The sequence below is a fragment of the Caballeronia sp. INML3B genome (genome assembly GCF_023631305.1).
Taxonomy (GTDB): Bacteria; Pseudomonadota; Gammaproteobacteria; order Burkholderiales; family Burkholderiaceae; genus Caballeronia; species Caballeronia turbans.
In genome coordinates this window covers 263803-275647 of record NZ_JALQDI010000040.1, presented here as the reverse complement: position 1 = coordinate 275647, position 11845 = coordinate 263803, and the positions used below count along the sequence as shown (strand labels likewise).

The window sequence follows — 11845 nt, the reverse complement described above, 5'->3', positions numbered from 1 at the left end:
TCAGCGCGTGGCATGCGCCGCGGTGCGGTCGCATCGCGATCCGCCGCGCTTTCGGAACGCCGCAATGATCCCCTTCTCGCTACTCGACCTTTCTCCGGTTCCGCTCGGCTCGACGCCGGCCGACGCCTTCGCCCATTCGCTGGATCTCGCCCGGCACGCCGAGCGCTGGGGCTATCTGCGCTACTGGCTCGCGGAGCACCACAACATGACGGGCATCGCCAGCGCGGCGACTGCTGTCGTGATCGGCCATATCGCGGCGGGCACGACGACGATTCGCGTCGGCTCGGGCGGCATCATGCTGCCGAATCACGCGCCGCTCGTGATTGCCGAGCAGTTCGGCACGCTCGCGTCGCTGTTTCCGGGGCGCATCGACCTCGGGCTCGGGCGCGCGCCCGGCACCGACCAGACCACCGCGCGTGCGCTGCGCCGCGATCTGCACGGCAGCGCCGAGTCGTTCCCGGATGATGTCGTCGAGTTGCAACGCTATTTCGCCGATCCGGTCGAAGGCCAGCGCGTGCGCGCCGTGCCCGGCGCCGGGCTGCATGTGCCGATCTGGCTGCTCGGCTCATCCCTCTTTTCGGCGCAGCTCGCGGCCGCGCTGGGGCTGCCGTTTGCGTTCGCGTCACATTTCGCACCGGATTATCTGCTGACCGCGCTGGAGGTTTATCGCAAGCAGTTCCGCCCGTCCGCGTCCCTGCAAAAGCCCTATGTGATGGTCGGCGTCAACGTCTTCGCCGCCGATACCGCCGAGGAAGCGCGCTTCCACTTCACGTCGCTGCAACAGCAATTCATCAATCTGCGTCGCGGCACGCCCGGCCAGTTGCCGCCACCGGTCGAATCGATCGCATGGAGCGACGCCGAGCGCGCGGGCGTCGAACACTCGCTGGCGTGCTCGGTAGTGGGCGCTCCGGCCGATGTGGAAGCCGGCCTGCGCTCGGTGATCGACCAGACGCAGGCGGACGAGCTGATCATCACCGCGCAGATTTTCGATCAACAGGCACGCCTGCGTTCCTTCGAGCTCGCGAGCCAGGCGCGGGACGCGATCGGCCAGGGCGCGTGAGCCCAAACGACGCCGCACAAAAAAAAGGGCCACAAGTTTCCCGCGCGCCTCACGCTGGACGCGCGCACTTTTGACAGGCAATAATGAGATACCGGAGGGTGGCGCTGGCCGCGCCGCCTTTCGCGTCCGCCTCATTCGCCAATCTGAATCCCAATGCAGCGCGCCCGAATTTCGTGCACGCCGGTGGATGGCGCGGTGAAACAACAACAATGACGTCGCAAGACGGGAGGAAGAATGTCAATGCCGAGAAGCGCCGCCACCGGCGCCATGACGCTCCTGACGGAATACGACGATGCCAGCGGACAGGAAGTGCGTTCGCTGCGCCTCGAACCCGCCGCGGACGGCAAAGCCGTACTGCTGATTGAAATCGACGAGCGCAAACCCGGCATTCACCGCGAAGTGCGTTATGAAATAACACCCGCGGAACTGATTGCCGCCATTCGCGCGCATGGTGCCGAATTACCGGGGGAACAACACAGTCGTTAAAACGTTTTAATAGTTGCCACAAGCAGCATACAATAGGGTTAAGCGAGGTTCGAACGCCATGCTTCATGGCGGTGCGGGCCTCGCCATCGGTTCGTGGCTCCCCGACGTGACTTTCCGCGCGCATATGTTTCGCGCGTCCGTCACGGCGATGCGCGGGGCGGGCCAACGTTCGCATTCGGGCAATGCCCGTATTAAAGGCCAGGTCACCGGGCGAATTAATAGACGTGCGGTAAATACACTAATTGACGCGAGCCAGGCACTGCGTCACGCTTCATAAAACACTTATATTCGAGTCATCGAGCCGCCCCGGTCCGCGCGGGGTTTCGGCTCGTCTTCTGAAAATCAAAAGCTGAATCAGGAAAGCCGTGGACGAAAGAAAGCGAGACAGCATCATTGCGTATTTGCGCAGCCGAATGGCTGAGTTCGGCATTACCGAGACCGCGTTGGCTGAAGCACTGGCCGAAGCGCCGGTGGTAACACCACCGCCCTCCTTCACCAAGACCAACGGGGCTCATGGCGCGTCCAAGGCAAAACGGCCGATGCCGCAATTGCCTTTGTTTCCGCACTCCGGGGATGGCGCCGCACCGATATTCCGAAACGCAAATGGCGATACGTGGGACGGCCTCGGCGATATGCCCGAGTGGCTCAAGCGCGCGGTTCACGCCGGCCAGGACATCGAGTTCTATCGCGTTTGACACGTCGTCGATCACCTGGATACGTCCGTTCCACGGCGCACGGCGCATGACGCACGTGCGGCGTATGAATGGCATGTCGTTCGTCTGAATGCCACCGAACACACGCGTTGAAACGGACGCGCGCGGCATTGCACGCCGCGTCGCGCCTTGCGTCGCCGATCGCGCATCCGCTGCTCATCGGCAGCGTTCATAGGCAATTCGCCGAAATTTATCAAGCCGAAAAAATTTTCGCCGATGGTTGCCCGTCGAGCCTGAAAACGTTTATTGGTACTTCTCTGTAAGTCGGCCCGGCTATGCGAGCCGCACATCGGCCGACGTCAAGCACGCCCGATCAAGTCCCGCCGTCTCCATTCGACAAGGGGGCAAGCATGAACGCATACGGACGCCGCAACGTTGCATCCATCGCTCGCGCGCATCGACGGGCACAAGGACGAGCATCAGGGCCGGCTCCGCTTCTCGCGGCCGTGCCTGACGTCACGAACGATCGCACGTAATCCGAACGATCGAGCGGCGCACGCCATGCTCTCCCGTCCCGACACACTGCCGAGCGTCGTGCGACGCATGACGGCGGGACGCATGCTGCTCGATGGCGCGTCGGTCGAGGCGGTGGCCGAGCAACTGCATCTTTCCGTGCAGACAGTGCGGCGCTACAAGGCCATCGTCACCGAGGGCGGTCTCGACGCGCTCGCGAAGATGGGCGTCGGCGGGCGCGCGTCGGTGCTCGATCGCGAGGCGCTCGACTGGATCGCCGCCGCGCTGCAAGGGTCGGCCAGAGAGCATGGCTTCGGGAGCGATACCTGGACCAATGCCCGTCTGCGCGAAGTGATCGAGCGGCGCTATGGCGTGCGCTACTCGCGCGTCTATATCTGGCAGATCGCCACCAATCTCGGGCTGGGGCACTTGTTGTCGAAGTCGCGCCGATGAGGGCGTCGTTTGTGACAGTGAATGAAGCGCTATCTGAAAACAAGGAGGCAACCCATGATTCGTTCGTCAACTCAATGGCCGCATCGCTCCGTCACGCTTCTCGCGACCTGTGCGGCTCTCGCCTTCACGGCGATCGGCAATGCATCGGCTCAGGATGCGGCGTCGGCGCCGACCGCGCGCGGTGCGGCAGCAATCGCGCAAGTGCAGGCACGCGTGGTCGGCATCGATCCCGTGACTAACAGCGTGTCGCTGCAGGGTCCGGCCGGCCGTGTCGTGGAAGTGGCGGTGAATCCCGAGATCGGCAATGTCAAGAAGCTTCAGTTGGGCGATATCGTCAACATCGAATATCGCAGCGCACTGCTCGTGCGCGCGACGAAGATGAAGTCCGACGGGATACGTCAGCGCATCGACACTGAAGCGGCGATCCCGGCGTCGGGCGGCGTGATGGCGCAGGCGCGCATCGTCGAGGTGATCGGGACGATCGAGCGGGTCGATGCGAAGAACCGGCGCGTGACCTTGCGCGGGCCGAGCCGGACGGTGACGCTCGAAGTCGCGCCGGACGTGTCGCTTGCGGGGCTGAAGGCAGGCGATACGGTCCACGCGCAGTTCGAATCGGCGACGGCGGTGCAGGTGCTGAGAGCCGGGCAGGCGATCAAATGACTGTGTGCGGTTGTCCCCGGTTTTCGAAGCGGGGCAAATTCGAGGCGCGGGGTTGATGCACCACATCGCAAATCTATCCACAGTTTTTGTGGAGAGCCCTGTGGATAGCCCTGGGAGCATCGACCCAACTCGCTGATCGAAAAGGCATTTGCGGCACGCATCGACAACACGGCACCCGCTGAAAAACGAAACGCCCCGAAGGGCGTTTCGTTTCTCTCAGGTCCGCAGCGACCCCGCGTCCTCAAAAATTGAAGTTATCGATATTCGCCGCATCGAACGTAGTCGGCGGCCCGAGGATCACTTCGCCGCTCTTGCCCACCGTCCGCTTGCCGAGCTTGCCGGCATCGAACGAATCGCCTTCCTTGCCGGTGATCGTCCCCGATGCGAGATTCGCCGCCGCGAATGCCGCGAGATAACCCAACTGGCCCGGATCCCACAACTGGAACGCCTTGACCGTGCCGTTCTTCACGAACGCGCGCATCTGATTGGGCGTGCCGAGCCCCGTCACGACGACCTTGCCCTTTGCCGGCGAACTCGAGATATAGCGCGCCGCCGCCGCGATCCCCACCGATGTCGGCGCGACGATGCCCTTCAGATTCGGATACGCCTGCAACAAGCCCTGCGTTTCGACGAACGACTTCTGATCGTCGTCGTTACCATAGGCGATCTTCACGAGCTTCATCTTCGAATATTCGGGCTTCTTGAGCTCCTCCTGCATCCATTTGATCCAGGTGTTCTGATTCGTGGCGTTCGGCGTCGCCGAGAGAATCGCGAACTCGCCCTCGCCGCCGATCAGCTTCGACAGCAACTGAATCTGCCCGCGCCCGATCGCTTCCGAATCGGCCTGATTCACGAAGACCTGCCGGCCATCGGGCGCAGTATCGGAATCGAACGTCACGACCTTGATGCCCTGCGACATCGCTTTCTTCAGATACGGCACGACCGCGTTCGCATCGTTTGCCGCGATCACGATCGCATTTTGCCGCTGCGTGATGAGCGTGTTGATATAGCTCACCTGCGATGAAGCGCCCGCATCCGACGGCCCGACCACCTTGCCCTCGCCCTTCATCTCCTTGATCGCGGCCATGCCGCCGTCGTCGGCGATCACTTCGTACGGATTGTTGATCTGCTTCGGCAAAAAGGCGATCTTCAAACCGCTCTTGATATCGGCGGCGCTCGCCGTCAGCGCGACGGTCGCGGCCAGCAAGGCCGCCGCCAGCGCCGGGCCGCGCGGGAATCGAATGGGCTTTTTCATGTCGTAAAGTCTCCTGTCATTGCGCATGACTGCGCTGGTTTGCAACGGATACCCGCAACGGACATCACACTGATCAAAGCGCCTGCGCCATCAGACGCTTTTCGCGCGCGGCCCGCCAGCGCGCGACGAGATTCGGTATCAACACCGACGAGAGCAACAGCGCGCCCGTCACGATCGTCAGCGTTTCGCTCGATACATCCGCGAGCGTCAGCGCATTGCGCAACACGCCGATGATCACGAGCGACAGCAGCACGCCGATCATCGAGCCGCGTCCGCCGAAAATGCTCACGCCGCCGAACAGCACCGCCGCGATCACGGAAAGCTCGAAGCCCTCGCCGTTGTCGCCGCGGGCGCTCGTGAAGCGCAACGTATAGACGATGCCCGCGAGCGCCGCCATCGCGCCCGACATCATGAAGAGCCTGAGCTTCGTCTTCGCGACATCGATACCCGAGAACTGCGCGGCCGTCGGATTCGCGCCGATCGCAAATAGGCTCCGGCCGAAAGGTGTCGCCTGCAGCACTACCGTGAAGACGACTGCGCCCGCGATAACCAGGACAAACGGCATCGGCAGAAAGGTATTGCCGACCGTGTCGATACCGAACGCCGTGTACGACGCGGGAAAATCCGCGATGGCCTGATCGCCGAGCAGCACGTATGCGAGACCGCGAAACAATGCGAGCGTGCCGATCGTCACAGCGAGCGACGGCAGACCGAAGCGCACGATCACGAGGCCGTTGAACAAGCCCGCGAGCGTGCCGAACATCAGCACGAGGACGATGACGAGCGGCATCGGCAAACCCATGTGCCATAGCACGCCCATGAGCGCGCTGGATGCGCCCAGCACCGACGCCACCGACAGATCGATTTCCGCCGCAACGATGATGAGCGTCATCGGCAGCGCGATCAGCGCGATCTCGGTGAAGTCCGCGAGCATGTTCGAGATATTCGCCCCGGACAAAAAGAGCGGCGACAGCACACGCCCCGCGACGAGCGAAACGACGAGCACGATCGCGAGCATCGCTTCCCATTGCAGGTGGCGGCGGCGCGTCGTGGACAGCGCGGAATCGGGTTTAGCCATGATCGCGTTTCCTCATCATGCGGCGCGCGACCGAGCGCGCGAGCAATGTATCGAGCGCGATCGCCGCAACGATCAGCGCGCCTTGAATCGCCTGCTGCCAGAACGGCGACACGCGCAACACCACCAGTGCGATATTGATGACGCCGAGCACGAGCGCGCCGAGCGTGGCGCCCGCGATCGTCCCGACGCCGCCCGTGATCGCGACGCTGCCCACCACGGCCGCCGCGACCACCTGCAGCTCGATGCCCTTCGCCGTGCTGGCATCGACGGTGCCGAAGCGCGCGAGCCACAGCACGCCAGCGAGACCGGCAATGGCGCCGGAGAGCAGGAAGCCGATCATCACGCGCCGGTCCACGCGTATGCCCGCGAGCCGCGCGGCTTCGGGGTTCGAGCCGATCGCATAGTGCTCGCGCCCGCCGCGATATTGCTTCAGATACACCGACAACGCGATCAGCACGACCAGCGCGATCAGCACGAGATTCGGCACGCCGAAGAGCGCGCCTGTCGCGATGGACGCGAACGCATCGGGCAGGCTCGTCGCGTTGATCTGGCCGCCGTGGACCCACGCGTAATCCGCGCCGCGCACGATATAGAGCGTGGAAAGCGTCGCGACGAGCGATGGCACGCGTCCGAACGTGACGAGCGCGCCGTTGACCGCGCCGATCGCAAGCCCGATGCCGATGCCCGCGAGCATCGCGACGATCACCGGCATGTGCGGGAACACCACGAAGAGGCTGCCGACCGCATAGGCCGACACGCCGACCACCGACGCAACGGACAGATCGATATGCCGCATCAGCATCACGATCGTCATGCCTGCCGTAAGCAAGCCGATGATCGACACGTTGAGCAGCACGTCGCGCAGATTCTGCAGATTGAGGAAGTCGGGCTTGACCGCGGCCGTCGCGCCGATCAATACGAGCAGCACGATGAAGAGCGTCAATTCGCGGCTCTTTGCGATCGAGACCGCGAGGCTTTCGCGCTTCGTGTCGGACGGCGGCATCGCGGGTAGCGTCGGAGAGTGTCGTGTCATCATGCTGCGCGTCCCAGAGAGTCCGGCGTGGCGCCAAGCGCTGCGCTCATCACGCGTTCTTCGTTCGCATCGGCGCGAGCAATATCCGCGCTGATGCGGCCTTCGTGCATCACGAGCACGCGATCGGCCATGCCGAGCACTTCAGGCAGTTCGCTCGATATCATCAGCACGGCCATGCCCTCCTTCACGAGTTCCGCGAGCGTGCGATACACCTCCGCCTTCGCGCCCACGTCGATGCCGCGCGTCGGCTCGTCGATGATCAGCACCTTCGGGATCGTCGCGAGCCATTTGCCGAGCACGACTTTCTGCTGATTGCCGCCCGACAGCGTGCCGACGGGCGCTTCGAGATCGCTCGCCTTGAGACGAAGCCGCTTGCCCCAGTCCGCCGCGAGCGTCGATTCGCTCTTCGCCGTGATGAGTCCGTGACGCATCAGACGTCCGAGCACGGTAAGCGATGCGTTGCGCGCGATGCTCAGTTCCAGCGCGAGCCCTTGTGCGCGACGATCCTCCGGGACGAGCGCGAGTCCCGCGCGCACGGCCGTCGCCGGATGTCCCAGCGCGAGCTTTTTGCCCGCGATCTTCACTTCGCCGCCATCGACCGGATCGATGCCGAAGATCGCACGCGCGACTTCGCTGCGTCCCGCGCCGACGAGTCCCGCCAGCGCGACGATCTCGCCCGCGCGCACGTCGAAGGACACGTTCTTGAACACGCCTTCCCGCGTGAGATTGCGCACCGAGAGACGCACGTCGCCGGGCGCGACATCGGCTTTCGGATAGAACGTGTCGAGATCGCGGCCGACCATCCTGCTCACGATCGCATCGATGCTCATGTCCTGCGTGAGCGCGTCATGCACCTTCATGCCGTCGCGCATGATCGTCATGCGTTGCGTCAGCGCGAACACTTCATCGAGACGATGCGTGATGAAAAGAATCGCCACGTCGCGCTCGCGCAATGCGCGCACGATCGCGAAAAGCCGTTCCACTTCGGGCAGCGAGAGCGCGGCGGTCGGCTCGTCCATGATGAGCACGTTCGCGTCGAGCGACAAAGCCTTCGCGATCTCGACGACCTGCTGGTCCGCGATCGACAACCCGCGCACGAGGCGTTGCGCGCGCAGATTCACGCCGAGCGACGACAGCAGCGCATCGACTTCGCGATGCATCTCGTCGTAGCGAATGCGCCCGAAGCGATCGCGCGGCTGCCTGCCCATGTAAATGTTCTCGGCGATCGAGAGGTCCGCGAAAAGCGTCGGCTCCTGATAGATCACGGCGATGCCCGCATCGCGCGCCTCGGCCGGACTGGCGAAGCGGCGCGCGACGCCTTCGACGAGCAACTCGCCCGCATCGGGCTGATAGACGCCCGCGAGCAGCTTCACGAGCGTCGATTTTCCCGCGCCGTTCTCGCCGAGCAACGCGTGCACTTCGCCGGGAAAGAGTTGCAGGCTGCCGTCGCCGAGCGCGCGCACCCGGCCGAACGACTTGCTCGCATGTCTCAGTTCAAGACGTGGCATCGTCATGTGTTCACCTCTCAGATGCGATAAATGCGTTGCGCGTTGCCAACGAAGAGCGCCTGCTTTTCGCTGTCGCTCGCATCGCCGACGATGCGCGCATACGCGTTCCACAACGCCGTATACGTGCCGAACAACCGGTCCACCGGAAAGTTCGAGGCGAACATCGCGCGGTCACTGCCGAACGTGTCGATGGTTTCGTGCACGTAAGGACGCAGGCTCTCGATGGTCCAGTCATGATCGAACATCGCGAAGCCGCTCAGCTTCACCGCGACGTTCGGGCACGCAGCCAGCATGCGCATCCCTTCGCGCCACGCGCGATACCCCGGCGTCGAGTCGCGGTCCACGAACATGCCCGCATGATTGACGATGAATTGCGTGTCCGCATGCTCGCGCGCGAGTTGCGCGGCCTCTTCCATCTGCGATGGATAAAGCTGCAGGTCGAACGACATGCCGAAGCGCCTCAGCAACGCGAAGTGCCTGCGCCACTGCGGCTCGCGCATGTAATGACGCCCGACGTAGTCGTACAGCTTGTTGCGATGCACGTTGAGAATCTGGCGGATGCCGCGCGTATTGGCGAATGCCGCATGTGCTTCGAGCACTTGCTCGGCGTTCTCCGCCGACAAATCCGCGCCTGCGACGATGCCATTCGGCATGCCGTCCTTGTCCGCTACCGATTGCAGCCAGCGCGTTTCCTCGACGGGATCGGCGGGATCGTGATTCGCATCGACGTGCACGAGCTTCAACACCTCGATGTCTTCCGCGTCGCGCAGCAGATCCGCCAGCAGATAGTCGTGCTGCAGATCGCGCGCATCGCCGACGAACGACGTCTGCGGATTCGCGAGCCAGGGGTAATGATGCGTGGACAGATCCCACAGGTGAATATGCGGATCGACGACCTGCATGGTTGCGCTCCTCGCGAAAGCGGCGAAGGTTTCAGGGAAGATGAAAGACGGGCACGAGCGGCACCGTCACGGGAGCGTTGTCCGCGTGCGTCTCCATCAACTCGGCCATGGTGTCCCACCACTTGCGCATGATGGGCAGCGTCGGCAATGCGTTCGTCGTATGCGTATCCGTGCGCTGATGAATGGCGAAGAGATGCCCGGTCGATTCGTCGAGAAAGATCCGGTAATCGCGGATGCCCGCCTCGCGCAGCGCATCGGCCAGTTCCGGCCAGATCTCGCGATGGCGCTTCTCGTATTCCTCGCGCATGCCCGGCTTCAAGGTCATGCGAAATGCCACTGTCTCCATGGCGGCCCGCCTTCTTTTGATTGGTGAATCCCTGTGGTCGAGACTCGTTGTGCTGCGACTATAATTCGCCGACCGATAACACGACAATCCGATTGCAGGATTGGCCGATCGCAAAAACGTATCGCTGCGCCGCATCTTCGCGCGGCTCAAAGCGGGCTGTCGAATGATTCAGAACGTGTCCCAAAGTGTGTCGCCGAATGCGCTGGTCAATCGGCTGAAGTTCAAGCATCTCGCGCTGCTGGTCGCGCTCGACGACGCGCGCAATCTGCATCAGGCCGCCGAGACGATCAACGTCGCGCAGCCGAGCGCCAGCCGCATGCTTGCGGATATCGAGGAAGCATTCGGGTTTCTGCTCTTCGAGCGCAATGCGCGCGGCATGCAGCCGACGCCGCTCGGCACCGCCGCGCTCGCCTATGCGCGCCGCTCGCTGGCGGACCTGACCCGCTTCGCCGACGATCTCGACGCCAAGCGCCGTGGCGGTCACGGTCAGCTCACGGTCGGCGCGATCATGGGCGCCGCGCCCGATGTGCTCGCGATGGCCGTCACCGAACTGAAGTCGGAGCGGCCGCTTCTGAACGTGCGCATCCTCGGTGAGACGAGCGATCAGGTCGTGCAATTGCTGCATCGCCGCGAAGTGGATCTCGCGCTCGGCCGTCTGACGACGCCTTTGCAGCACAACGATTTCGACTTCGAACCGCTCGCGCGCGAGGCGATGCGCCTCGTCGTGCGCGCGGGGCATCCGCTTGCCGGGAAGACCGGACTCGTACTCGCCGCACTCGTCGGCTGGCCGTGGATTTTGCAGCCGATCACGAGTCCCGCGCGCGGCCTCTTCGAAGACGAACTCGCGCGCGCCGGGCTGTCGACGCCGGCCGACATCGTCGAATGCGCGTCCATCTTCGCCACGCTGCAATTGCTGCAAAACAGCGAAGCCGTCGCGATGCTGCCGGAATCCGTCGTGCGGGATTATTTGCGGGCGCAATTGCTGATCGAGTTGCCGATCGAGATCGGCAAGAGCCTGTCTGGGTTCGGGCTGCTGCGACGCAAGTTCGAGACCTTGAGCGAGCCCGCCGAGTACTTCATCGCGCTGTTGCGCAAGTATTCGGCGGTGTCGCCTCACTGAAGATTGACGAACAGACCGCCATCCACGAGGAGGGACGCGCCAGTCACATAGCGCGCGCGGTCTGAGGCGAGGAAGACGACGCATTGCGCGACATCGTCGGGTTCGCCGAGGCGGCCTAACGGAATGCGCTTTTCCATATACGCGCGTTTGTCCCTATCCGAAAGGTCATCGGCGTTCAGGTCCGTCGCGATGGTGCCCGGCATCACCGAGTTGCAGCGGATGCCATACGGCCCGAGCGCGATCGCGCAGGATTGCATCAGCGAGTGAACACCCGCCTTGGTCGGTGTGTAGTGCGTCTGCATGCCGCCGCCGACGAGCGCGCTGATCGAACTCGTCGCAACGATGGCGCCGCCCGTGCCCTGCGTCTTCATCTGGTTCGCCGCGGCCTGGGTCACGTAGAACGCGCCGTTCAGGTTCACCGCGACGGTGGATTCGTAGACAGAAGCGGGCATGTCGAGAAACGCGTGGAACGGACAGATGCCGGCGTTGCTCGACAGCACGTCGACATGGCCGAAGGCATCGACCGTGCGGGCGATCAACTCGATGCCCGTATCCCGCTCGGCGACGTTGCCTTCGACGGCGATCGCGCGCCGCCCCAACGCCTCGATCTCGCGGACGATCGACTCCACCGCCGATGCCTTGCCGTAAGACCTGTCGTTGTCGCCCCAGTAGTTGATCGCGACATCGGCGCCTTCGCGCGCGCTCGCGAGCGCGATCGCCCGGCCGATGCCGCGAGACCCGCCCGTCACCACGACGACCTTGTTTTCCAGCAGCATGA

General features: G+C 63.7%; 14 protein-coding genes. 7 read left to right on the top strand and 7 right to left on the bottom strand.

Annotation, left to right across the window (positions count from 1 at the left end; translation table 11 throughout):
• Window positions 1-64 precede the first annotated feature (64 nt).
• From NCS58_RS16885 to NCS58_RS16860, 6 genes are all read left to right on the top strand, one after another.
• The gene (locus NCS58_RS16885; protein ID WP_061116103.1) at window positions 65-1060 is read left to right on the top strand and encodes an LLM class flavin-dependent oxidoreductase; all 996 of its coding nucleotides are present in this window, start codon (window positions 65-67) and stop codon (window positions 1058-1060) included.
• A 240-nt stretch (window positions 1061-1300) separates the two neighbouring features.
• Window positions 1301-1546, top strand: a complete 246-nt coding sequence (locus NCS58_RS16880) for a hypothetical protein (RefSeq protein ID WP_008353523.1) — start codon at window positions 1301-1303, stop codon at window positions 1544-1546.
• A gap of 365 nt (window positions 1547-1911) precedes the next feature.
• On the top strand, window positions 1912-2241 hold the full coding sequence (locus NCS58_RS16875) for an H-NS family nucleoid-associated regulatory protein (protein ID WP_061115924.1): 330 nt from the start codon (window positions 1912-1914) through the stop codon (window positions 2239-2241).
• A gap of 107 nt (window positions 2242-2348) precedes the next feature.
• Window positions 2349-2522 carry a hypothetical protein gene (locus tag NCS58_RS16870; RefSeq protein ID WP_250477400.1) on the top strand — a complete coding sequence of 58 codons (174 nt, stop codon included), beginning with the start codon at window positions 2349-2351 and terminating at the stop codon, window positions 2520-2522.
• A 238-nt stretch (window positions 2523-2760) separates the two neighbouring features.
• Entirely contained in the window at window positions 2761-3165 is a 405-nt protein-coding gene (locus NCS58_RS16865) for a helix-turn-helix domain-containing protein (protein WP_061116104.1), read from the top strand.
• Window positions 3166-3219: 54 nt separating this feature from the next.
• Window positions 3220-3825 carry a copper-binding protein gene (locus NCS58_RS16860; RefSeq protein WP_061115925.1) on the top strand — a complete coding sequence of 202 codons (606 nt, stop codon included), beginning with the start codon at window positions 3220-3222 and terminating at the stop codon, window positions 3823-3825.
• 241 nt (window positions 3826-4066) lie between these two features.
• Here the strand turns inward: NCS58_RS16860 and rhaS are convergent, their stop codons facing one another.
• The 6 genes from rhaS to rhaM all read right to left on the bottom strand — a co-directional run bounded on the left by rhaS (window position 4067) and on the right by rhaM (window position 9947).
• The gene (gene rhaS, locus NCS58_RS16855; protein ID WP_061115926.1) at window positions 4067-5080 is read right to left on the bottom strand and encodes a rhamnose ABC transporter substrate-binding protein; all 1014 of its coding nucleotides are present in this window, start codon (window positions 5078-5080) and stop codon (window positions 4067-4069) included.
• Window positions 5081-5153: 73 nt separating this feature from the next.
• The gene (locus NCS58_RS16850) at window positions 5154-6158 is read right to left on the bottom strand and encodes an ABC transporter permease (protein ID WP_061115927.1); all 1005 of its coding nucleotides are present in this window, start codon (window positions 6156-6158) and stop codon (window positions 5154-5156) included.
• Window positions 6151-7191, bottom strand: a complete 1041-nt coding sequence (locus tag NCS58_RS16845; RefSeq protein ID WP_061116105.1) for an ABC transporter permease — start codon at window positions 7189-7191, stop codon at window positions 6151-6153. The genes NCS58_RS16850 and NCS58_RS16845 overlap by 8 nt, the downstream gene beginning before the upstream one ends.
• Window positions 7191-8699, bottom strand: a complete 1509-nt coding sequence (locus NCS58_RS16840; protein WP_061116106.1) for a sugar ABC transporter ATP-binding protein — start codon at window positions 8697-8699, stop codon at window positions 7191-7193. Before NCS58_RS16840 ends, NCS58_RS16845 begins: the two co-directional genes overlap by 1 nt.
• Window positions 8700-8716: 17 nt before the next feature.
• Window positions 8717-9601 carry an amidohydrolase gene (locus NCS58_RS16835; RefSeq protein ID WP_061115928.1) on the bottom strand — a complete coding sequence of 295 codons (885 nt, stop codon included), beginning with the start codon at window positions 9599-9601 and terminating at the stop codon, window positions 8717-8719.
• A 31-nt stretch (window positions 9602-9632) separates the two neighbouring features.
• Window positions 9633-9947: an L-rhamnose mutarotase gene (gene rhaM, locus NCS58_RS16830; RefSeq protein WP_061115929.1), complete on the bottom strand. Its 315-nt coding sequence runs from the start codon at window positions 9945-9947 to the stop codon at window positions 9633-9635.
• Between the two features lie 163 nt (window positions 9948-10110).
• Between rhaM and NCS58_RS16825 the strand changes: the two genes are divergently transcribed.
• Entirely contained in the window at window positions 10111-11067 is a 957-nt protein-coding gene (locus NCS58_RS16825; protein WP_284502306.1) for a LysR family transcriptional regulator, read from the top strand.
• Here NCS58_RS16825 and NCS58_RS16820 read toward each other — a convergent pair.
• Window positions 11061-11843, bottom strand: a complete 783-nt coding sequence (locus NCS58_RS16820) for an SDR family NAD(P)-dependent oxidoreductase (RefSeq protein ID WP_061115930.1) — start codon at window positions 11841-11843, stop codon at window positions 11061-11063. The two genes, NCS58_RS16825 and NCS58_RS16820, sit on opposite strands and share 7 nt — an antisense overlap.
• Between the last annotated feature and the right edge of the window lie 2 nt (window positions 11844-11845).

What these genes read in the sequence shown, in the direction of transcription:
- rhaS (WP_061115926.1), bottom strand. Translation starts at nt 5,080, where the DNA reads ATGAAAAAGCCCATTCGATTCCCGCGCGGCCCGGCGCTGGCGGCGGCC.
- NCS58_RS16840 (WP_061116106.1), bottom strand. Translation starts at nt 8,699, where the DNA reads ATGCCACGTCTTGAACTGAGACATGCGAGCAAGTCGTTCGGCCGGGTG.
- NCS58_RS16865 (WP_061116104.1), top strand. Translation starts at nt 2,761, where the DNA reads ATGCTCTCCCGTCCCGACACACTGCCGAGCGTCGTGCGACGCATGACG.
- NCS58_RS16850 (WP_061115927.1), bottom strand. Translation starts at nt 6,158, where the DNA reads ATGGCTAAACCCGATTCCGCGCTGTCCACGACGCGCCGCCGCCACCTG.
- NCS58_RS16835 (WP_061115928.1), bottom strand. Translation starts at nt 9,601, where the DNA reads ATGCAGGTCGTCGATCCGCATATTCACCTGTGGGATCTGTCCACGCAT.
- NCS58_RS16825 (WP_284502306.1), top strand. Translation starts at nt 10,111, where the DNA reads ATGATTCAGAACGTGTCCCAAAGTGTGTCGCCGAATGCGCTGGTCAAT.
- NCS58_RS16885 (WP_061116103.1), top strand. Translation starts at nt 65, where the DNA reads ATGATCCCCTTCTCGCTACTCGACCTTTCTCCGGTTCCGCTCGGCTCG.
- NCS58_RS16845 (WP_061116105.1), bottom strand. Translation starts at nt 7,191, where the DNA reads ATGACACGACACTCTCCGACGCTACCCGCGATGCCGCCGTCCGACACG.
- NCS58_RS16880 (WP_008353523.1), top strand. Translation starts at nt 1,301, where the DNA reads ATGCCGAGAAGCGCCGCCACCGGCGCCATGACGCTCCTGACGGAATAC.
- rhaM (WP_061115929.1), bottom strand. Translation starts at nt 9,947, where the DNA reads ATGGAGACAGTGGCATTTCGCATGACCTTGAAGCCGGGCATGCGCGAG.
- NCS58_RS16820 (WP_061115930.1), bottom strand. Translation starts at nt 11,843, where the DNA reads ATGCTGCTGGAAAACAAGGTCGTCGTGGTGACGGGCGGGTCTCGCGGC.
- NCS58_RS16860 (WP_061115925.1), top strand. Translation starts at nt 3,220, where the DNA reads ATGATTCGTTCGTCAACTCAATGGCCGCATCGCTCCGTCACGCTTCTC.